Consider the following 20,718-nt stretch of genomic DNA (forward strand, 5'->3'; position numbering starts at 1 on the left):
TTGTGAAATTTTGACCTGAGCGACTAATTCGGATCAGTCCCGGCGCATGCAGTGGATTCCTGTGATGTGGGTCCGTGTTGCCTCGAAAGCCGCATCGGTGATCGAATGAACCTTCGGCAACGGATCATGTCGAGGGGTACAGGGGTGTCGTGGATGTTCGGTCGCTTGTTGGGTAACCGGAGAAACCGCGTACAACGGTCGAATCCCCTGGCGGGGGTCCGGACACCGCCGCATGCCGGAGTGCTCAGCTGCCGGGTGGTCGACCCGGTCAACGAGCCCGTGGCCGGCGCGGAGTTGACGGTCACCGACGCCATGGGCCGGCGGGTGGTGGCCGGGGGCACGGACCCCTACGGGCTGTTCCTGGCCATGGTGCCGGCGGGGGAGTACCGGCTCGCGGTCGGGGCCGAGGGCTACGCGCCGTACCGGGCCACCGCGCTGGTCGGGGAGAACTCCCTTGCCTCGCTGGGCGATGTGACGCTCCAGGTGGCCCAGCCGCCGGAGCCGCCGGCGCCGGGCGACTGGGACATCGACCCCGCGCACTCCTCGATCGGCTTCACCGCACGGCACATCGGACTGGCCCGGATCCACGGGCGGTTCAACTCCTTCGCCGGGGTGGTGCGGATCGCCGAGCGGATCGAACAGTCGGCGATGCACGTGGTGATCGACGCGTCCTCCATCGACACGGGTATCAGGATGCGCGACGACCACTTGCGGTCGGCGGACTTCCTGGACGTGCAGCGGTTCCCGACGCTGGAGTTCTACAGCGACCGGTTCGTGCACAAGGGCGGCAACCGGTGGACGGTCACCGGGGCGCTGTCGTTGCACGGCGTGACCCGCACGGTCACGCTCGACACCGATTACCTCGGGCTCGGCAACGGCGTGGAGGGCGAGACGCGGGCGGCCTGCCGGGCCACCACCGAACTGCACCGGGACGACTTCACGATCAGCTGGCAGTCGATGCTGGCCCGGGGGATCGCGGCGGTCGGACCGAGCATCCGCGTCGACCTGGACGTGCAGATCGTGCCGAAGAGCTGACCGCGCGGAAATCACCCCGCCCCCGCCCCCGCGCCCGGTTCTGCCGCCCCGAAGCCGGCGGGTGGCCCGCCAGGGCGCGGGCCCAGGGACACGGGCCGCAGGCGACGGCGCGGACGTGTCCGGGCAGCCGCGGGCGCGCGCTCTGGGACTGTCACCCCTGCCAGGGCGAAAGCCCTCCCGCAGGGAGGCGTGGGCACCCGCGGCACAGGTCGTGCGTACCGTTCCGGCCTCCGCCGACCTGGGGCAGAGGCCGGCTGACCCGGGCCGGAGGCCCGCGCCAGGTGCCGGAGAATGGGCCCGTGAGCGATGTGAGACACGTGCTGGTGCTGCCCGACCGCGATGCCGCCGAGGAAGCGGCCGAGGCGCTCGGGGAGCGGTTCGGGATCGACGAGGAGCCCCGGCTCGTCCGGGACGCGCTCGCCGGTGAGGACGACGCCGAGGACGCCCAGTGGCTGGTGGTCCTGCGGGACGAGGCCGCGCGGCTCGACCCCGCCGAGCTGGACGCGTTCGCGGGGGAGTGGGACGGCTGGCGCGAGGAACCGTGACCCCGAGCCGCCCTCAGGGTCCGCTCCGGGACCGGTCAGGGGCGCGGAGCCGGTTGGCTGTCAGTGCCGCGTGGGATGCTGTAAGCGATGGCCAGGAAGACTGCGAATGACGACCCTCTCGCCCCGGTGACCGTTGCCGTGGGCCAGGAGGACCTCCTGCTCGACCGTGCCGTGCGGGAGGTGGTGGCCGCCGCCAAGGCCGCCGACGCCGACACGGACGTACGTGACCTGACCCCGGAGCAGCTGCAGCCCGGCACACTCGCCGAGCTGACCAGCCCGTCGCTCTTCGCGGAGCGCAAGGTCGTGGTCGTACGCAACGCGCAGGACCTGTCCGCCGACACGGTCAAGGACGTGAAGGCGTATCTCGGTTCGCCCGCCGAGGAGATCACCCTGGTGCTGCTGCACGCCGGCGGCGCCAAGGGAAAGGGGTTGCTGGACGCGGCGCGCAAGGCGGGCGCGCGGGAGGTGGCCTGCCCGAAGATGACCAAGCCGGCGGACCGGCTGGCCTTCGTGCGGGGCGAGTTCCGCTCTCTCGGGCGGTCGGCCACCCCCGAGGCCTGCCAGGCGCTCTGCGACGCCATCGGGAGCGATCTGCGGGAGCTGGCCTCGGCGGTCTCGCAGTTGGTCGCCGACGTGGAAGGGACGATCGACGAGGCGATCGTCGGGCGGTACTACACGGGGCGCGCCGAGGCATCCAGCTTCACGGTCGCCGACCGGGCCGTGGAGGGGCGTACGGCGGAGGCGCTGGAGGCGCTGAGATGGTCGCTGGCGACAGGGGTGGCGCCGGTGATGATCACCAGCGCGCTGGCGCAGGGCGTGCGGGCGATCGGCAAGCTGTCCTCGGCCCGGGGCGGCCGGCCGGCCGATCTGGCGCGGGAGCTGGGCATGCCGCCGTGGAAGATCGACCGGGTGCGCCAGCAGATGCGGGGCTGGACGCCGGACGGGGTCGCGGTCGCACTCAGAGCGGTCGCGGAGGCGGACGCGGGCGTGAAGGGCGGCGGTGACGATCCCGAGTACGCCCTGGAGAAGGCGGTCGTGGTGATCGCCCGAGCCGCCCGCTCCAGAGGCCGGGCCTGACCGGTCGCCCCAGGGACACGGACAAGCCGGAACACCCCTGAGCCACCGGCCGGGGTGGCTCGCCCCACTCACCGGAACACGGGCACCGACAACCGGCGCCCACGGACACCGGACGACTGTCTCCGCTAGCGCGGCGCCCCCACCCAGCCCCCAGCACACCAAACACTCCCCAGACCCGACAAGGCTCCCCGGGCACGCCAAAGGCCCCGGTGCCCGCCTTGGGGAAAGGCGAAGGCGCCGGGGCCGTCGGATCAAGCTTGTGGATCCACGCCCGCGTGGCGAACGCAGGCCGCGCGTGGGTCCGGGGGTGCCGGTCGGGAGCGGATGAGAGAGGGCCCGCTCTGGGTCCTTCCGGCGATCAGATCAGAAAGGAGGTTCAGCCCTTGAGGGAAGCGACCTTGGAAGCAAGCGCCGACTTCTTGTTGGCGGCCTGGTTCTTGTGGATGACGCCCTTGGAGACGGCCTTGTCGAGCGCACGCGCGGCAGCGCGCTGCAGCTCGGTGGCCTTCTCGACGTCACCCGCGGCAGCGGCCTCACGGGCCTTGCGGATCGCGGTCTTCAGGGAGGACTTGACGGCCTTGTTGCGCAGCCGGGCCTTCTCGTTGGTCTTGATCCGCTTGATCTGGGACTTGATGTTCGCCACGAAGGAGCCTTTTCAGGTTCAGGCACGGGGCCGCTCGGGTCCCGTACCGGTGATCCAAAATTTTCTGTCGCGCCTCGCGCTGAGAGGGCATGAGGCACAGCCATCTACAGTACCAGTGGCCCTCCGGGCAGCCCAAAACGGCCCTAGGTCCCGCCCCGTGGGACCATGGAGACTACGTAACGATCCGACCCGAGGCATAAGGCGCCTCAAGAGACAGGACCCTGCGTGCCCGCGACCCCTAACCATGTGCCCGAGCCGAGCCGTACCGACCCGGCTCTGATCCGCAATTTCTGCATCATCGCGCACATCGACCACGGCAAGTCCACGCTCGCCGACCGGATGCTCCAGCTGACCGGTGTGGTCGAGCAGCGGCAGATGCGTGCTCAGTACCTCGACCGGATGGACATCGAGCGCGAGCGCGGCATCACGATCAAGTCCCAGGCGGTGCGTCTGCCCTGGGCCCCGACCGAGGGCCCCGACCAGGGCACGACCCACATCCTCAACATGATCGACACCCCGGGGCACGTCGACTTCACCTACGAGGTCTCGCGGTCGCTCGCCGCCTGCGAGGGGACCATCCTCCTGGTCGACGCCGCCCAGGGCATCGAGGCGCAGACCCTCGCCAACCTGTACCTGGCGATGGAGAACGACCTCACGATCATCCCGGTGCTGAACAAGATCGACCTGCCGGCCGCACAGCCGGAGAAGTTCGCCGAGGAGCTGGCGAACCTGGTCGGCTGCGAACCGGACGACGTGCTCAAGGTCTCGGCGAAGACCGGTCTCGGTGTGGACGCGCTGCTGAACAAGGTCGTCAAGGAGATCCCGGCGCCGGTCGGTGTCGCCGACGCGCCCGCCCGCGCGATGATCTTCGACTCGGTCTACGACTCCTACCGCGGTGTCGTGACGTACGTCCGTGTCATCGACGGCCAGCTCAACAAGCGCGAGCGCATCAAGATGATGTCGACCGGCGCCACGCACGAGCTGCTGGAGATCGGTGTCAACTCGCCGGAGATGCTGCCGGCCGACGGCCTCGGCGTCGGCGAGGTGGGGTACCTCATCACCGGGGTGAAGGACGTCCGGCAGTCCAAGGTCGGTGACACGGTCACCAGCCAGCACAAGGGCGCCACCGAGGCGCTCGGCGGTTACAAGGACCCGAAGCCGATGGTCTTCTCCGGTCTGTACCCGCTGGACGGCTCCGACTACCCGGAGCTGCGCGAGGCCCTGGACAAGCTCCAGCTCAACGACGCCGCGCTGGTCTACGAGCCGGAGACCTCCGCCGCCCTCGGCTTCGGTTTCCGTGTCGGCTTCCTCGGCCTGCTGCACCTGGACGTCATCCGGGAGCGGCTGGAGCGCGAGTTCGGGCTCGACCTGATCGCCACCGCCCCCAACGTGGTCTACCGCGTGATCCTGGAGGACGGCAGCGAGGTCACCGTCACCAACCCGAGCGAGTTCCCCGAGGGCAAGATCGACGAGGTGTACGAGCCGGTCGTGCGGGCGACGATCCTCGCGCCGACCGAGTTCATCGGCGCGATCATGGAGCTGTGCCAGACCCGGCGCGGCACGCTGCTGGGCATGGACTACCTCTCCGAGGACCGCGTCGAGATCCGCTACACCCTGCCGCTCGCGGAGATCGTCTTCGACTTCTTCGACCAGCTGAAGTCGAAGACGCGGGGTTACGCCTCCCTGGACTACGAGCCCACGGGCGAGCAGAGCAGTTCCCTGGTCAAGGTCGACATCCTGCTGCACGGCGACAAGGTGGACGCCTTCTCGGCGATCACCCACAAGGACCAGGCGTACGCGTACGGCGTGCGGCTCGTCGCCAAGCTCAAGGAGCTGATCCCGCGGCAGAACTTCGAGGTGCCGGTGCAGGCCGCCATCGGCTCCCGGGTCATCGCCCGCGAGACCATCCGCGCCATCCGCAAGGACGTCCTCGCCAAGTGCTACGGCGGTGACATCTCCCGTAAGCGGAAGCTGCTGGAGAAGCAGAAGGAAGGCAAGAAGCGGATGAAGATGGTGGGTTCCGTGGAGGTTCCGCAGGAGGCCTTCATCGCCGTCCTGTCCAGCGATGACAGTGCGGGATCGGCCAAGGGCAAGAAGTAACCGGAGGCTGTGGCCGGTTGCGTCCGCAAAGCGGGCATGTGGGGGCCCGTCGTGCGAAAGCGCGGCGGGCCCCCGTGCGTGACGGGCGTTGCTCCGTGTCGGAAAGTGTCGGGCCGATGCCCCTTACGCGGCGGGCGGCCGCCCCTTACCCTGTCCCTGCTCGTTAGTTACTCGCGAGTTAAACAACAGTCCGCTACCCCACCGTGAGTCAACCCAGCCGCACCGAGCCAGCCGCACCGTCGCGGGCCCCCGGGAGGATGTCGTGAGCGACACACAGACCCTGATCGAGAACCGTCCGCCGTCCGTGGCGGCCCTCTTCCTGGAGCGCGTGGCGGCCACACCGGACGCCGAGGCCTACCGCTACCCCGCTCCGCCGGCCGCGGGCGAGGGCCCCGACGACTGGGAGTCGCTCAGCTGGGCGCAGGCGGCCGAGCGGGTGTACGCGATCGCGGCCGGGCTCATCGAGCTGGGCATCGAGCCCGAGCAGCGGGTGGCGCTCGCCTCCTCCACCCGGGTCGAGTGGATCCTCACCGACCTCGGCATCATGTGCGCCGGCGGGGCGACCACGACCATCTACCCGCAGACCAACGCCGACGAGTCCGCGTTCATCCTCTCCGACTCCGAGAGCCGCGTCCTGGTCGCCGAGGACGCGGCACAGCTGGCCAAGGCGGTGGCGAAGCGCCCCGAGCTGCCCGCGCTCGCCAAGGTCGTGGTGATCGACCCGGCCGGTGTGGAGACCGGTGACTGGGTGATCACCCTCGCCGAGCTGGAGGAGCGCGGCGCCGCCTACCTGGAGCAGCACCCGCAGCTGATCAAGGAGCGGGTCGGCGCGATCACCAGGGAGCAGCTCGCCACCCTCATCTACACCTCCGGCACCACCGGCCGCCCCAAGGGCGTGCGCCTGCCGCACGACAACTGGTCGTACATGGCCAAGGCGATCGCCGCGACCGGCCTGGTCACCATCGACGACGTCCAGTACCTGTGGCTGCCGCTCGCGCACGTCTTCGGCAAGGTGCTCACCTCCGGCCAGATCGAGGTCGGGCACGTCACCGCGGTCGACGGCCGCGTGGACAAGATCATCGAGAACCTCCCGGTGGTGCGGCCGACGTACATGGCGGCCGTGCCGCGCATCTTCGAGAAGGTGTACAACGGCGTGGCGGCCAAGGCCCGCGAGGGCGGCGCGGCCAAGTACAAGGTCTTCCAGTGGGCGGCCGAGGTCGCCCGCGAGTACGCCAAGGTCACCCAGGACAACTTCCGCCGCACCGGTGTCGCCTCGGCGCCGTTCGGGCTCGCCGCGAAGCACAAGGTGGCCGACACCCTCGTCTACGCCAAGCTCCGCGAGGCCTTCGGCGGCCGGCTGCGCGCCTGTGTCTCCGGTGCCTCCGCGCTCGCGCCCGAGATCGGCTACTTCTTCGCCGGCGCCGGCATCCACATCCTGGAGGGCTACGGCCTCACCGAGACCTCCGCCGCCTCCTTCGTCAACCCCGGCGAGGCCTACCGCACCGGCACGGTCGGCAAGCCGCTGCCCGGCACCGAGGTCCGCATCGCCGACGACGGCGAGATCCTGCTGCGCGGCCCCGGCATCATGCAGGGCTACCACCAGCAGCCCGAGAAGACCGCCGAGGTGCTGGAGTCCGACGGCTGGTTCCACACCGGCGACATCGGCGAGCTGTCGCCCGACGGCTATCTGCGCATCACCGACCGCAAGAAGGACCTCATCAAGACCTCCGGCGGCAAGTACGTCGCGCCGGCCGAGATCGAGGGCCAGTTCAAGGCGGTGTGCCCGTACGTGTCCAACATCCTCGTGCACGGCGCCGACCGGAACTACTGCACCGCCCTGATCGCCCTGGACGAGCCCGCGATCCTCCAGTGGGCGAAGGAGAACGGTCTGGAGGGCGCGTCGTACGCGGAGGTCGTCGCCGCGCCGCGGACGGTGGAGATGGTCGACGGGTACGTGCAGCAGCTCAACGCCGGGCTCCAGCGCTGGCAGACCATCAAGAAGTTCCGGCTGCTGCCGCGCGACCTCGACGTGGAACACGGCGAGATCACACCGAGCCTGAAGCTGAAGCGGCCGGTGGTGGAGCGGACGTACAAGGACCTGATCGACGAGATGTACGCCGGCACCAGAGAGGCGTAGACCGCCGGGGCGACCGTGGGCCGGCCGCGGTTTCGCGCCACGCGGCGCGGCGGCACGGCGGTGCGGTGCCACACCCCTCACGCTCACCGACGCTCGAATTTAACGCTCACCGGCGCTCGAAAGGTTCCGTCTTCCGGTCAGTTCCGTGACTCGGCGCTTATAGGCGGGTCCGGTCTGTCACCCTGGCCGCATGGACATGGCGGCCATACCCGCACAGCGGGACAGCGAGTCTCAGCCAGGCGCGGCGCGGGGGCGGGCCACGCTGCCCGGCAGCCCCCTCGCCCCGGGGTCGGCCCGCGCGCTGGTGCGGGCCGTGCTGGCCGAGGCGCCCGGCGTCCCGGCGCGGCTCGCCGACGACGCGATGGCGGTCGTCAGCGAACTGGTCACCAACGCCGTCGTACACGCCGGTACGGACGTGCACGTCGAGTGGCGGCTGGAGGAGACCGGCGCGTTCGTGATCGAGGTGTGCGACCGGCACCCCTCCCGCGCCCCGCGGGACGCCGGCTGCGAGGCGCCGTACGACACCCCCGAGTACGGGCGTGGGCTGCGGCTCGTCGCCACGCTCGCCGAATCCTGGGGCGTCACCTACCGCGCCGGCGCCAAGACGGTCTGGGCCCGGCTGCCCCCGGGCGGCAGCGATGCCCCGGACGGCCCCGTTCCCGGGCCCGCCCTGGAGGTCGCCGAGGGCCTCGCCCCGCAGCCGCACCGCGCCGACGGCGACCGGGACTGGCTCGGCCGGGGCGCCCTGTCCTTCCTCGCCGAGGCCTCCGACCTGCTCGCCGGACAGCTCGACGAGAACCTGGTCGCCGCGCTCACCGGCCAGCTGATCGTGCCCCGGCTCGCCGACTGGTGCGCGGTCTGGCTGGAGGACGAGGCGACCGTGCGCGGCGGCGCCCGCGACGGCCCCGTCCGGGTCTGGCACGCCAGCGAGGCCCGCATCGAGGAACTGCGCGCCGCGCTGGAGAAGGAGCCGCCGCGCCCGCCGGACGGAACGCGTTCCGGTCCCGGGTCCTACCCCTGGCCCGGCCACGCGCTCGGTCCGCACGGCACCGACGGCACGGCGCTGGCCTACCGGCTGGTCGCGGGCGGCCGGCCGCTCGGCACGCTGGTCATCGGCCGGTGCGGCCCGGCCGGCTTCCCCGACGAGATCACCGGCCTGGTGGAGGACCTGAGCCGACGGGTCGCCCTGGCCATCGGCGCGGCCCGCCAGTACGCCCGCCAGGCCACCATCAGCGCCGTGCTCCAGCGCGGTCTGCTGCCCGGCGCGGTCGCCGAGATCCCCGGCGTGCGCAGCGCGCTCGTCTACGAACCCTGCGACCAGGGCGGCCCCAGCGGCGACTTCTACGACCTGTTCCCGGCGGGTGACGGACGCTGGTGCTTCGCCGTCGGCGACGTCCAGGGCAAGGGCCCCGAGGCGGCCGTGGTGATCGGCCTCGCCCGCCCCTGGCTGCGGCTGCTCGCCCGCGAGGGGTACGGCGTCGCCGACGTCCTGGACCGCCTCAACCAGCTGCTGCTGGACGACGCCACCGAGGCGGCCGACGCCGCGGCCCGCGCCCTGGTCACCGCCGGCGGCCGGCCGCCGGGTCTCGGGGACGGCCCGCAGACGCGCTTCCTCTCCCTCCTCTACGGCGAGCTGACCCCGCACGCCGACGGGGTCCGCTGCACCCTCGCCTCCGCCGGTCACCCGCTGCCGCTGGTCCTCGCCCCGGACGGCACCGTGCGCACCGTCGCCCGCCCGCAGACCCTGCTCGGCGTGGTGGAGGACGAGACGTACACCAGCGAGACCGTGGAGCTGCGGTCCGGTGAAAGCCTGCTGTGCGTCACCGACGGGGTGACCGAGCGGCGCTCCGGCAGCCGCCAGTTCGACGACGGCGACGGCCTTGCCCACGCCCTGTCCGGCTGCGCCGGGCTCGGCGCCGAACTGATCGCGGAGCGCATCCGCCGCCTGGTCCACGACTTCGGCGCCGACCTGCCCGGGGACGACCTGGCCCTGCTGGTGCTCCAGGCCGAGTGACGCCCCCGCAGCACGGCCGGCCGGGCAACGCCCGCGGTGCTGGACAATGGAAGGCATGCCTTCCGCACTCCCCGACGGCGAGCCCGTCCCCGCTGACGGCGCGCTGCCCGGCTCCGCGCTCGCCGGGGCCGCCGCCCGCCCGCTCGGCTTCTACCTGCACGTCCCGTACTGCGCGACCCGCTGCGGCTACTGCGACTTCAACACCTACACCGCGACCGAGCTGCGCGGCACCGGCGGAGTGCTCGCGTCCCGGGACAACTACGCGGACACGCTGACCGACGAGATCCGGCTGGCCCGCAAGGTATTGGGTGACGACCCCCGCGAGGTCCGTACGGTGTTCGTCGGGGGCGGTACGCCCACGCTGCTGGCCGCCGGGGACCTGGTACGGATGCTGGGGGCGATCCGCGAGGAGTTCGGTCTCGCGCCGGACGCGGAGATCACCACGGAGGCGAACCCGGAGTCCGTCGACCCCGCCTACCTGGCCACCCTCCGCGAGGGCGGCTTCAACCGGATCTCCTTCGGCATGCAGAGCGCCCGGCGGCACGTGCTGAAGGTCCTGGACCGCACCCACACCCCCGGCCGTCCCGAGGCGTGCGTGGCGGAGGCCAGGGCGGCGGGCTTCGAGCACGTGAACCTCGACCTGATCTACGGCACGCCGGGGGAGAGCGACGACGACTGGCGGGCCTCGCTGGAGGCCGCCCTGGGCGCCGGGCCCGACCACGTCAGCGCCTACGCGCTCATCGTGGAGGAGGGCACCCAGCTGGCCCGCCGGATCCGCCGGGGCGAGGTCCCGATGACCGACGACGACGTGCACGCCGACCGGTACCTGATCGCGGAGGAGACGCTGAGCCGGGCGGGCTTCGAGTGGTACGAGGTCTCCAACTGGGCAACCTCCGAGGCGGGCCGCTGCCTGCACAACGAGCTGTACTGGCGCGGCGCCGACTGGTGGGGCGCCGGACCGGGGGCGCACTCGCACGTGGGCGGCGTGCGCTGGTGGAACGTGAAGCACCCCGGCGCGTACGCGGCGGCGCTCGCCGACGGACGCTCTCCGGGAGCCGGCCGCGAGCTCCTGTCGGACGAGGACCGCCGCGTCGAACGCGTCCTCCTCGAACTGCGCCTGCGCGAGGGTGTCCCCCTGTCCCTGCTGAAGCCGGAGGGCCTCGCCGCCTCCCGGCGCGCACTGACGGACGGACTCCTCCAGGAACGGCCGTACGAGGAGGGCCGAGCCGTACTGACCCTGCGGGGGCGCCTGCTGGCGGACGCGGTGGTGCGGGACCTGGTGGACTGACCGGCAGCCCCGCGGCGGCGGGGACGACGACATGCTCGGACGTGTGGACGAGCTGATCGACGGGCCACCTCCGCGACGGCGGAGAGCGATCCACCGGTCCCGCCCGGCTCAACGGTTCGGCAGGCCCTCAGGGCACGGTCACGTGGTCGATGAGACGCTCGACACAGCCCAGCAGTTCCGGCTCCAGGTCCTTGTAGGACCGCACCCGCTTCAGGATCGCCTGCCACACCGCGCCGGTGTTCTCCGCCGGCCAGCCCAGTGACCGGCAGACCCCCGTCTTCCAGTCCTGTCCCTTCGGTACCGTCGGCCATGCCTCGATGCCCAGGGAGGCGGGCTTCACCGCCTGCCAGATGTCGATGAACGGGTGACCGACGACCAGGGCGTGCTCGCTGGTGACCGACTGGGCGATCCGCCATTCCTTCGTGCCCGGCACCAGGTGGTCCACCAGGACGCCCAGGCGGGCGTCGGGGCCCGGGGCGAAGGACTCCACGATGGCCGGCAGGTCGTCCACGCCCTCCAGGTACTCCACGACCACGCCCTCGACGCGCAGGTCGTCGCCCCAGACCTTCTCGACCAGCTCGGCGTCGTGCCGGCCCTCCACGTAGATGCGGCCGGCGCGGGCCACGCGCGCGCGTGCCTGGGGGACGGCGATCGAGCCGGACGCCGTACGGGTGGGGCGGGCCGGGGCCGAGGCCGGGCGGACCAGCGTGACGGGCCTGCCCTCCAGCAGGAAGCCGCGCGGTTCCAGGGGGAAGACGCGGTGCTTGCCGAAGCGGTCCTCCAGGGTCACCGTGCCCGCCTCGCAGCGGATCACCGCGCCGCAGAACCCGGTACCGGCCTCCTCCACCACCAAGCCTGGCTCCGCGGCCACCTCCGGCGCCGGCTGCGGCTTCTTCTTCCAGGGAGGGGTGAGATCCGGCGAATACACACGAGGGCGCGGGCCCGAAGGGCCCTCGTTGGAAGGGCGGTGGCGGGAGACGGGTGGGCGCATTCGGATGACGATAGGAGAAGCCGCGCCAGGGCAAGCGCGACACGCCGGAATGCCGGCCGGAACGCCGTTCAGATCACGTCGAACCGTGCCGCCAGCTCGTCCCGTTGACGTCGCACGAACGCCGCGTCCACCACCGCCCCGTGACCGGGCACGTACACCGCGTCCTCGCCGCCCAGCGCCAGCAGCCGGTCCAGGGCGTCCGGCCAGCGGGCGGGGACCGCGTCCGGGCCGGCCTGGGGCTCGCCGGACTCCTCCACCAGGTCGCCGCAGAAGACCACCTCGGGGGAGCCGGGGACCAGCACCGCGAGGTCGTGGGCGGTGTGGCCCGGGCCCACATTGGCCAGCAGCGCCTGCCGGCCGTCGCCGAGGTCCAGCGTCCACTCGCCGGACACCAGGTGCCGGGGCGTGACCAGCGCGTCCACCGCCTCGTCGGCGTCGGCGACCGGCAGCCCGTTGCGCACCGCGTCCAGTCGCAGCTCCGCCCGCTCGAACGCGAACACCGCGTCCAGGCCGACCGCTCCGTACACCTCCGCCCCGGCGAACACCGCCGCGCCGAAGACGTGGTCGAAGTGGGGATGGGTGAGCGCGAGATGGGTCACACGGCCGCCCGCCAGCTCCTCGGCCCGCGCGCGCAGCCGGGCCCCCTCCGCCAGGCTCGAACCGGCGTCCACGAGCAGCGCCGTCCCCTCGCCCACGACCAGCCCCGCCGTGCAGTCCCAGCCCGGCAGCCGGCACCGCCCCACCCCGGCCGCCAGCCGTTCCCACCCCAGCTCTTCCCAAGTCACGCTCATACCCGCGACGCTAGCGCTACCACCCGGCGGCGCGGCCCGACCTTGCCCAGGGTGTACCCGACGGCCGTACACTGGGCCGGGGAAGGCTGGCACTCGTATGGGAAGAGTGCCAGGCGGACGACCCGATGGGACGAGGGACGACGTGCTGGAGGTGCGCGCGCATGCTGAGTGAACGCAGGCTTCAGGTACTGCGCGCCATCGTCCAGGACTACGTGGGCACCGAGGAGCCGGTCGGTTCCAAGGCGCTCACCGAGCGGCACAACCTCGGCGTCTCCCCGGCCACCGTCCGCAACGACATGGCGGCCCTGGAGGAGGAGGGGTACATCGCGCAGCCGCACACCAGCGCGGGGCGCATCCCCACCGACAAGGGCTACCGCCTGTTCGTGGACAAGCTCGCGGGCGTGAAGCCGATGACCGCGCCCGAGCGGCGGGCGATCCAGAACTTCCTGGAGGGCGCCGTCGACCTCGACGACGTCGTGGCGCGCACGGTGCGGCTGCTCGCGCAGCTGACCCGGCAGGTCGCCGTCGTGCAGTACCCGTCGCTGACCCGGTCCACGGTCCGGCACGTGGAGCTGCTCTCGCTCGCCCCGGCGCGCGTGATGCTCGTGCTGATCACCGACACCGGCCGGGTCGAGCAGCGTATGGTCGACTGCCCGGCCCCGTTCGGCGAGGCCTCGCTGGCGGATCTGCGGGCCCGGCTGAACAGCAGGGTCGCGGGCCGCCGGTTCACCGATGTGCCGATGCTGGTCGAGGACCTGCCGGACGCCTTCGAGCCGGAGGACCGAGGTACGGTCTCCACGGTGCTCTCCACCCTGCTGGAGACACTCGTGGAGGAGAACGAGGAGCGGCTGATGATCGGCGGTACCGCCAATCTCACCCGTTTCGGGCACGACTTCCCCCTCACGATCAGGCCCGTCCTGGAGGCACTGGAGGAGCAGGTCGTGCTCCTCAAGCTCCTCGGCGAGGCGAAGGACCCGGGCGTGACCGTGCGCATCGGCCACGAGAACGCCCACGAGGGACTCAACTCCACGTCCGTCGTGTCGGTCGGCTACGGTTCGGGCGGCGAGGCGGTTGCCAAGCTCGGCGTGGTCGGACCGACCCGCATGGACTACCCGGGAACGATGGGAGCGGTACGCGCAGTGGCACGGTACGTCGGACAGATCCTGGCGGAGTCGTAGGTGGCCACGGACTACTACGCCGTTCTCGGCGTGCGCCGCGACGCGTCGCAGGATGAGATCAAGAAGGCGTTCCGGCGGCTCGCACGCGAGCTGCACCCGGACGTCAACCCGGATCCGAAGACCCAGGAGCGGTTCAAGGAGATCAACGCCGCTTACGAGGTGCTGTCGGACCCGCAGAAGAAGCAGGTCTACGACCTCGGCGGCGACCCGCTCTCGCAGTCCGGCGGCGCCGGCGCCGGCGGCTTCGGGGCCGGCGGCTTCGGCAACTTCTCCGACATCATGGACGCGTTCTTCGGTACGGCGTCGCAGCGCGGGCCGCGCTCGCGCACCCGGCGCGGCCAGGACGCGATGATCCGGATCGAGGTCGAGCTGGACGAGGCGGCCTTCGGGACGACCAAGGACATCCAGGTCGACACCGCCATCGTCTGCAACACCTGCAACGGCGAGGGCGCGGCCCCCGGCACGTCCGCCCAGACGTGTGACATGTGCCGCGGCCGGGGCGAGGTCTCCCAGGTCACCCGGTCCTTCCTGGGCCAGGTCATGACCTCCCGGCCGTGCCCGCAGTGCCAGGGCTTCGGCACGGTCGTGCCGACCCCGTGCCCGGAGTGCGCGGGCGACGGCCGCGTGCGCTCCCGCCGCACGCTCACCGTGAAGATCCCGGCCGGTGTCGACAACGGCACCCGGATCCAGCTCGCGGGCGAGGGCGAGGTCGGCCCCGGCGGCGGCCCGGCCGGCGACCTGTACGTGGAGATCCACGAGCTGCCGCACCCCACCTTCCAGCGGCGCGGCGACGACCTGCACTGCACGGTCACCATCCCGATGACGGCCGCGGCGCTCGGCACCAAGGTGCCGCTGGAGACCCTGGACGGCATGGAGGAGGTCGACATCCGGCCCGGCACCCAGTCCGGCCAGTCGATCCCGCTGCACGACCGCGGTGTCACGCATCTGCGCGGCGGCGGCCGGGGCGACCTGGTCGTGCACGTCGAGGTGCAGACCCCGACCAAGCTCGACCCCGAGCAGGAGCGCCTGCTGCGCGAACTGGCCAAGCTCCGCGGCGAGGAACGGCCCCAGGGCCAGTTCCAGCCGGGACAGCAGGGTCTGTTCTCGCGACTGAAGGACGCGTTCAACGGGCGCTGAGGTCGGCCGAGGGGCGCGTTCAACGGGCGCTGACGTCGGCTGAAGGGCGCGTTCGGCGGGCGCTGGACCATGCGGGCGCCCCCGGGTTGTGTCGGGGGCGTCTCAGGGCCGTTCCGGGGGACGCCCCGATTCCGGCCGGTCCGAAGGACGTGACACCATGCGGTCATGTCCTCCGCGCTGACCGATCTCTGCCCCCTCCCGATCGTGCAGGCACCCATGGCGGGCGGAGTCTCCGTCCCGCAGCTCGCCGCCGCCGTCTGCGAGGCCGGCGGCCTGGGGTTCCTCGCCGCCGGGTACAAGACCGCCGACGGGATGTACCAGGAGATCAAGCGGCTGCGCGGGCTCACCGGCCGCCCGTTCGGCGTCAACCTGTTCATGCCGCAGCCCGACCTCGCGGAGTCCGGCGCCGTCGAGGTCTACGCCCACCAGCTGGCCGGCGAGGCCACCTGGTACGAGACCGAGCTGGGCGACCCGGACGGCGGCCGTGACGACGGCTACGACGCCAAGCTCGCCGTCCTGCTCGACGACCCGGTCCCGGTGGTCTCCTTCCACTTCGGCGTGCCCGACCGCGAGGTCGTCACGCGGCTGCGCCGGGCCGGGACCCTCACCCTGGTCACCGCCACCACCGCCGAGGAGGCCCGCGCGGTCGAGGCGGCCGGGGCGGACGCGGTGGTCGCGCAGGGCGTGGAGGCCGGCGGCCACCAGGGCACCCACCGCGACTCGCCCGAGGACGACGGCGCCGGCACCGGGCTGCTGTCGCTGCTCGCGCAGGTCCGCGAGGCCGTGGACATCCCGGTCGTCGCCGCCGGCGGCATCATGCGCGGCGGCCAGATCGCCGCCGTCCTCGCGGCCGGCGCCGAGGCGGCCCAGCTCGGCACCGCCTTCCTCGCCACCGACGAGTCCGGCGCGCCCGACGCGTACAAACAGGCGCTGACCGACCCCCTCTTCGCGCGCACCCGGCTGACCCGCGCCTTCACCGGCCGCCCGGCCCGCTCCCTGGTCAACCGCTTCCTGCGCGAACACGGCCCGTACGCGCCCGCCGCCTACCCGGACGTCCACCACCTCACCTCGCCGCTGCGCAAGGCCGCCACGAACGCCGGTGACGCGCAGGGCATGGCGCTGTGGGCGGGACAGGGCCACCGCATGGCCCGGCGGCTGCCGGCCGGACGGCTGGTGGAGGTGCTGGCGGCGGAACTCGCCGCGGCCCGGACAGCGTTGTCGGACGAGTCCCGTAAGGCCGAGTCCCGTGAGGACGAATTTCGTGCGGGGGGTGAGGGCGCGTGACCGCCCCCGTCTTCGTGGTGGAGCGCTTCGAGCCGGACGGCGACCGGTTCGTCCTGGAGGGCGCCGAGGGCCGCCACGCCGTCTCCGTGAAGCGGCTGCGGCCCGGCGAGGAGGTCGTCCTCACCGACGGCGCCGGGCGCTTCGCGGTGGGCGAGGTGACCGGCACCGAGGGCAAGGACCGGCTGATCGTCCGCATGGACCCGGTGACCGAGGAACCGGCGCCGAGCCCGCGGATCACCGTCGTCCAGGCCCTGCCCAAGGGCGACCGCGGGGAGGTCGCCGTCGAGACCATGACCGAGGTCGGCGTCGACGCGATCGTGCCCTGGCAGGCGTCCCGCTGCATCACCCAGTGGAAGGGCGACCGCGGGCTGAAGGCCCTCGGCAAGTGGCGGGCCACCGCCCGGGAGGCCGGCAAGCAGTCCCGCCGGGTCCGCTTCCCCGAGGTCGCGGACGCGGCGACGACCAAGCAGGTGGCCGCGCTGCTCGCCCGCGCCGACTTCGCCGCGGTGCTCCACGAGAGCGGCACGGAGCGGCTGGCCACCGCCCAACTGCCCACCGAGGGCGAGATCGTGCTGGTCGTCGGCCCCGAGGGGGGCGTGTCCCCGGAGGAGTTGGCGTTGTTCGCCGAGGCCGGTGCCACGCCGTACGTCCTCGGCCCGACCGTCCTGCGCACCTCCACCGCCGGCACCGCCGCCGCGGCCCTGCTGCTGGGTCGCACCGGCCGCTGGTCCTAGAACACCGCTCGGAGGCCCCGTGGAACTCGCCCAAGTCCGGCTCCTGGTCAGCGACTTCGCCGCCTGCTACCGCTTCTACGCCGATGTCCTCGGCCTCAAGCCGCAGTCCGGCGCGACCGGGGGGCCGTACGAGAAGTTCAGCCCGCACACCGGTTCCGCCGGGATCGCCCTCCAGGACCGCTCGATGATGGCCGGGGTCCTGGCCGAGGCGGGCGACACCGCCACCGGGCACCGCTCCCTGGTCGTGCTGCGCGTCGACGACCTCGACGCCTACTGCGCCGCGATCACCGCCCGGGGCGCGACCCTGCTGCACGGCCCGGCGCCCATGACCGACCGCATGCGCGTCGCCCATCTGAAGGACCCGGAGGGCAACTTGGTGGAACTCCAGGAGTGGCTGCTGCTGCGCGGCTGACCGCGAGTGACCGGAAACCGGGGGCGGAGCGGGCCCGCCGCTGCGTAGAGTGACGGGGTGACTCAGGGTGCTTCGACGGGAAACGCGCACGGCTCCGGCTACCTCCGGTTCCCCCATCTGCACGGCGACTTGGTGACCTTCGTCGCCGAGGACGACGTATGGCTCGCCCCGCTGGACGGCGGCCGGGCCTGGCGGGTCAGCGCCGACAACATGCCGGTGACCCAGCCCCGTCTGTCACCGGACGGACGGCACCTCGCCTGGACCTCCACCCGGGACGGCGCCCCCGAGGTGCACGTCGCCCCGGTCGACGGCGGGCCCGCCAAGCGGCTGACGTACTGGGGCAACTCCCGTACGGAGGTGCGCGGCTGGACCACGGACGGGCGGGTGCTCGCGCTCGGCGCGCACGGCCGGCACAGCTTCCGGCACACCTGGGCGCACGCCGTCCCGCTGGACGGCGGCCCGGCCGAGACACTGCCCTACGGCCCGGTCGGCGGCGTCGCCCTCGGCCCGGCCACCGTGCTGCTGTCGGCGCCGATGGGCCGCGAGGCCGCCTACTGGAAGCGCTACCGGGGCGGCACGGCGGGCAAGCTGTGGATCGACCGGGCGGCCCGAGGCGGGGAAGACGCCGGGGAGTTCGTACGGCTGCACGAGAACCTCGACGGGAACATCGAGTGCCCGGTGTGGGCGGGGGACCGCATCGCGTTCCTGTCCGACCACGAGGGCACCGGCGCGCTCTACTCCTCCCTCGCCGACGGCTCCGACCTGCGCCGGCACACCCCCCTCGACACTTTCTACGCCCGGCACGCGGCCGGCGACGGCACCCGGATCGTCTACAGCTCGGCCGGTGAACTGTGGCTGCTGGACGACCTGGAGGGCGCCGAGCCGCGCCGCCTGGAGATACGGCTCGGCGGGCCCCGCGTGGACCTCAGGCCGTACCCGGTCAACGCCGCCCGCTGGTTCGGCGAGGCGTCCCCCGGCCACACCGCGCGCGGCAGCGCCGTCTGCGTGCGCGGCGGCGTCCACTGGGTCACCCACCGTTCCGGCCCCGCCCGCGCCCTGGCCGCCAGCCCCGGCGTCCGCGCCCGGATGCCGCGCGCCTTCCGCGCCGACGGCGAGGAATGGGTGGTGTGGGTGACGGACGCCGAGGGCGAGGACGCCCTGGAGTTCGCCCCGGCGACCGGCACCGTGCCCGGCGCCCCGCCGCGCCGGCTCGCCGCCGGACAGCTCGGCCGGGTCCTGGAACTGGCCATGGCGCCCGACGGCGGCCGGGCCGCCGTCGCCGCGCACGACGGCCGGCTGCTGCTGGTCGAACGCGAGACCGGCGAGGTCCGCGAGGTCGACCGCAGCGACGACGGCGAGGTCTCCGGCCTCGCCTTCTCCCCGGACTCCGCCTGGCTGGCCTGGTCCCACCCCGGCCCGCGCCCGCTGTCCCAGCTGCGCATCGCCCACACCACCGACCTGTCGGTCACCGAGGCGACCCCGCTGCGCTTCCAGGACTACGCGCCCGCGTTCACCCTCGACGGCAAGCACCTGGCGTTCCTCTCCAACCGCGCCTTCGACCCGGTCTACGACGAACACGTCTTCGACCTCGCCTTCGTGGTGGGCGCCCGGCCGCATTTGATCACCCTGGCCGCCACCACCCCCTCGCCGTTCGGTCCGCAGCGCCACGGCCGCCCCTTCGAGACCCCCGACAAGGACGAGACCCCCGACAGCGAGGGCACCCCGGCCACCCGCGTCGACCTCGAAGGGCTCGCCGACCGCATAGTGCCCTTCCCGGTGGAGGCCGGCCGCTACTCCACGCTGCGCGCCGCCAAGGACGGTGTCCTGTGGCTGCGCCACCCCGTGCGGGGTGCCCTCGGCGCCGCCCGTGCCCACCCCGAGGACCCCGACCCGCACACCGAGCTGGAGCGCTACGACCTCGCCCAGCGCCGCCTGGAGCACCTCGCCGCCGACGCCGACCACTTCGAGGTCAGCGGCGACGGCAAACGCCTGCTGCTGTGGAGCGACGGCCGGCTGCGGGTCGTGCCCAGCGACCGGCGCGCCGGCAGCGACGACGACGGCGACACCAGCGTCACCGTCGACCTCGCCCGGGTCCGGCAGACCGTCGACCCGGCCGCCGAGTGGCGGCAGATGTACGACGAGACCGGCCGCCTCATGCGCGACCACTTCTGGCGCCCCGATCTCGGCGGCGCCGACTGGGCCGGGATCCTCGACCGCTACCGCCCGCTGCTGGCCCGCCTCGCCACCCACAGCGACCTGGTCGACCTGCTGTGGGAGGTGCACGGCGAACTCGGCACCTCGCACGCCTACGTCACCCCGCGCGGCGGCTCCGGACGCGCCCGGCACGGCCTGCTCGGCGCCGACATCTCCCGGCACGAGGACGGCAGCTGGCGCATCGACCGGATTCTGCCGGCGGAGACCTCCGATCCGGACGCCCGCTCCCCGCTGGCCGCGCCCGGCGTCGCGGTCCGCCCCGGGGACGCCGTCATCGCGGTGGCCGGGCACCCGGTCGACCCGGTGACGGGCCCGGCCCCGCTGCTGGTCGGCACGGCGGGCCACCCGGTGGAGCTGACCGTCTCCCCGGCCGGCGGCGGCGAACCCCGGCACACCGTCGTCGTCCCCATCGCCGATGAGGAACCCCTGCGCTACCACGCCTGGGTCGCCGACCGCCGCGCCCACGTCCACGCGGCCTCCGGCGGCCGCCTCGGCTACCTCCACGTCCCCGACATGCAGGCCCCCGGCTGGGCCCAGATCCACCGCGACCTGCGCGTGGAGGTCGCCCGCGAGGGACTCGTGGTCGACGTCCGGGAGAACCGGGGCGGCCACACCTCTCAGCTGGTGGTGGAGAAGCTGGCCCGCCGGATCATCGGCTGGGACCTGGCGCGCGGCATGCGCCCCACCAGCTACCCGCTCGACGCGCCGCGCGGCCCGGTCGTCGCCGTCGCCAACGAGTTCTCCGGCTCGGACGGCGACATCGTCAACGCGGCGATCAAGGCCCTCGGCATCGGCCCGGTCGTCGGCACCCGCACCTGGGGCGGCGTCATCGGCATCGACAGCCGCTACCGCCTGGTCGACGGCACCCTGGTCACCCAGCCGAAGTACGCGATCTGGCTGGAGGGGGTGGGCTGGGACGTGGAGAACCACGGCGTGGACCCCGACGTGGAGGTCGTACAGCGCCCCCAGGACTGGGCATCCGGCACGGACGCACAGCTCGACGCGGCGATCGCGCTCGCGCTGGAGGCGCTGGAGGAGCAGCCCGCGAAAACTCCGCCCGGCTTGCCGACCTGAGGGGCGCGGGGAACCGCGCGAGCGACCACGTACGACCGAACGACTACGATGCCCACCGTAGTGA

Annotated in this window: 16 protein-coding genes; 13 read left to right on the forward strand and 3 right to left on the reverse strand. The window is 72.8% G+C overall.

Going from position 1 to position 20,718, the window contains the following annotated elements; translation table 11 throughout:
• Positions 1-153 precede the first annotated feature (153 nt).
• From Srubr_RS37325 to holA, 3 genes are all read left to right on the forward strand, one after another.
• Positions 154-1,035, forward strand: coding sequence for a YceI family protein (locus Srubr_RS37325; RefSeq protein ID WP_189996928.1), 882 nt, complete (start codon positions 154-156; stop codon positions 1,033-1,035).
• A 299-nt stretch (positions 1,036-1,334) separates the two neighbouring features.
• Positions 1,335-1,580 (forward strand): hypothetical protein, encoded by a 246-nt coding sequence (locus Srubr_RS37330; RefSeq protein ID WP_189996927.1) that lies wholly within the window; start codon positions 1,335-1,337, stop codon positions 1,578-1,580.
• 87 nt (positions 1,581-1,667) lie between these two features.
• Positions 1,668-2,657 carry a DNA polymerase III subunit delta gene (holA, locus tag Srubr_RS37335; protein ID WP_189996926.1) on the forward strand — a complete coding sequence of 330 codons (990 nt, stop codon included), beginning with the start codon at positions 1,668-1,670 and terminating at the stop codon, positions 2,655-2,657.
• Between the two features lie 376 nt (positions 2,658-3,033).
• Here the strand turns inward: holA and rpsT are convergent, their stop codons facing one another.
• The gene (gene rpsT, locus Srubr_RS37340) at positions 3,034-3,300 is read right to left on the reverse strand and encodes a 30S ribosomal protein S20 (RefSeq protein ID WP_004001350.1); all 267 of its coding nucleotides are present in this window, start codon (positions 3,298-3,300) and stop codon (positions 3,034-3,036) included.
• A 225-nt stretch (positions 3,301-3,525) separates the two neighbouring features.
• On the opposite strand from rpsT, the gene lepA reads away from it, so the two are divergent.
• The 4 genes from lepA (at position 3,526) to hemW (ending at position 10,839) form a co-directional block, all read left to right on the forward strand.
• The gene (lepA, locus tag Srubr_RS37345) at positions 3,526-5,400 is read left to right on the forward strand and encodes a translation elongation factor 4 (RefSeq protein ID WP_189996925.1); all 1,875 of its coding nucleotides are present in this window, start codon (positions 3,526-3,528) and stop codon (positions 5,398-5,400) included.
• Between the two features lie 262 nt (positions 5,401-5,662).
• Positions 5,663-7,537 (forward strand): AMP-dependent synthetase/ligase, encoded by a 1,875-nt coding sequence (locus Srubr_RS37350; RefSeq protein ID WP_189996924.1) that lies wholly within the window; start codon positions 5,663-5,665, stop codon positions 7,535-7,537.
• A 196-nt stretch (positions 7,538-7,733) separates the two neighbouring features.
• Positions 7,734-9,551, forward strand: coding sequence for a SpoIIE family protein phosphatase (locus Srubr_RS37355; protein WP_189996960.1), 1,818 nt, complete (start codon positions 7,734-7,736; stop codon positions 9,549-9,551).
• A gap of 55 nt (positions 9,552-9,606) precedes the next feature.
• The gene (gene hemW, locus Srubr_RS37360) at positions 9,607-10,839 is read left to right on the forward strand and encodes a radical SAM family heme chaperone HemW (protein WP_189996923.1); all 1,233 of its coding nucleotides are present in this window, start codon (positions 9,607-9,609) and stop codon (positions 10,837-10,839) included.
• Positions 10,840-10,966: 127 nt separating this feature from the next.
• Here the strand turns inward: hemW and Srubr_RS37365 are convergent, their stop codons facing one another.
• Both Srubr_RS37365 and Srubr_RS37370 read right to left on the reverse strand, forming a co-directional pair.
• The gene (locus tag Srubr_RS37365) at positions 10,967-11,830 is read right to left on the reverse strand and encodes a DUF3097 domain-containing protein (RefSeq protein ID WP_373313562.1); all 864 of its coding nucleotides are present in this window, start codon (positions 11,828-11,830) and stop codon (positions 10,967-10,969) included.
• A gap of 68 nt (positions 11,831-11,898) precedes the next feature.
• Positions 11,899-12,621: an MBL fold metallo-hydrolase gene (locus Srubr_RS37370; RefSeq protein WP_189996921.1), complete on the reverse strand. Its 723-nt coding sequence runs from the start codon at positions 12,619-12,621 to the stop codon at positions 11,899-11,901.
• Between the two features lie 161 nt (positions 12,622-12,782).
• Here Srubr_RS37370 and hrcA point away from each other — a divergent pair, with 161 nt between their 5' ends.
• The 6 genes from hrcA (at position 12,783) to Srubr_RS37400 (ending at position 20,654) form a co-directional block, all read left to right on the forward strand.
• On the forward strand, positions 12,783-13,799 hold the full coding sequence (gene hrcA / locus Srubr_RS37375) for a heat-inducible transcriptional repressor HrcA (protein WP_189996920.1): 1,017 nt from the start codon (positions 12,783-12,785) through the stop codon (positions 13,797-13,799).
• Positions 13,800-14,936: a molecular chaperone DnaJ gene (dnaJ, locus tag Srubr_RS37380; protein WP_189756483.1), complete on the forward strand. Its 1,137-nt coding sequence runs from the start codon at positions 13,800-13,802 to the stop codon at positions 14,934-14,936.
• Between the two features lie 165 nt (positions 14,937-15,101).
• Entirely contained in the window at positions 15,102-16,220 is a 1,119-nt protein-coding gene (locus Srubr_RS37385; RefSeq protein WP_189996919.1) for a nitronate monooxygenase, read from the forward strand.
• Positions 16,217-16,954 (forward strand): 16S rRNA (uracil(1498)-N(3))-methyltransferase, encoded by a 738-nt coding sequence (locus tag Srubr_RS37390; RefSeq protein ID WP_189996918.1) that lies wholly within the window; start codon positions 16,217-16,219, stop codon positions 16,952-16,954. The genes Srubr_RS37385 and Srubr_RS37390 overlap by 4 nt, the downstream gene beginning before the upstream one ends.
• Positions 16,955-16,973: 19 nt before the next feature.
• The gene (locus Srubr_RS37395) at positions 16,974-17,366 is read left to right on the forward strand and encodes a VOC family protein (RefSeq protein WP_189996917.1); all 393 of its coding nucleotides are present in this window, start codon (positions 16,974-16,976) and stop codon (positions 17,364-17,366) included.
• 57 nt (positions 17,367-17,423) lie between these two features.
• Positions 17,424-20,654 (forward strand): S41 family peptidase, encoded by a 3,231-nt coding sequence (locus Srubr_RS37400; protein ID WP_189996916.1) that lies wholly within the window; start codon positions 17,424-17,426, stop codon positions 20,652-20,654.
• Positions 20,655-20,718 lie beyond the last annotated feature (64 nt).

Source organism: Streptomyces rubradiris, from assembly GCF_016860525.1.
GTDB lineage: Bacteria > Actinomycetota > Actinomycetes > Streptomycetales > Streptomycetaceae > Streptomyces > Streptomyces rubradiris.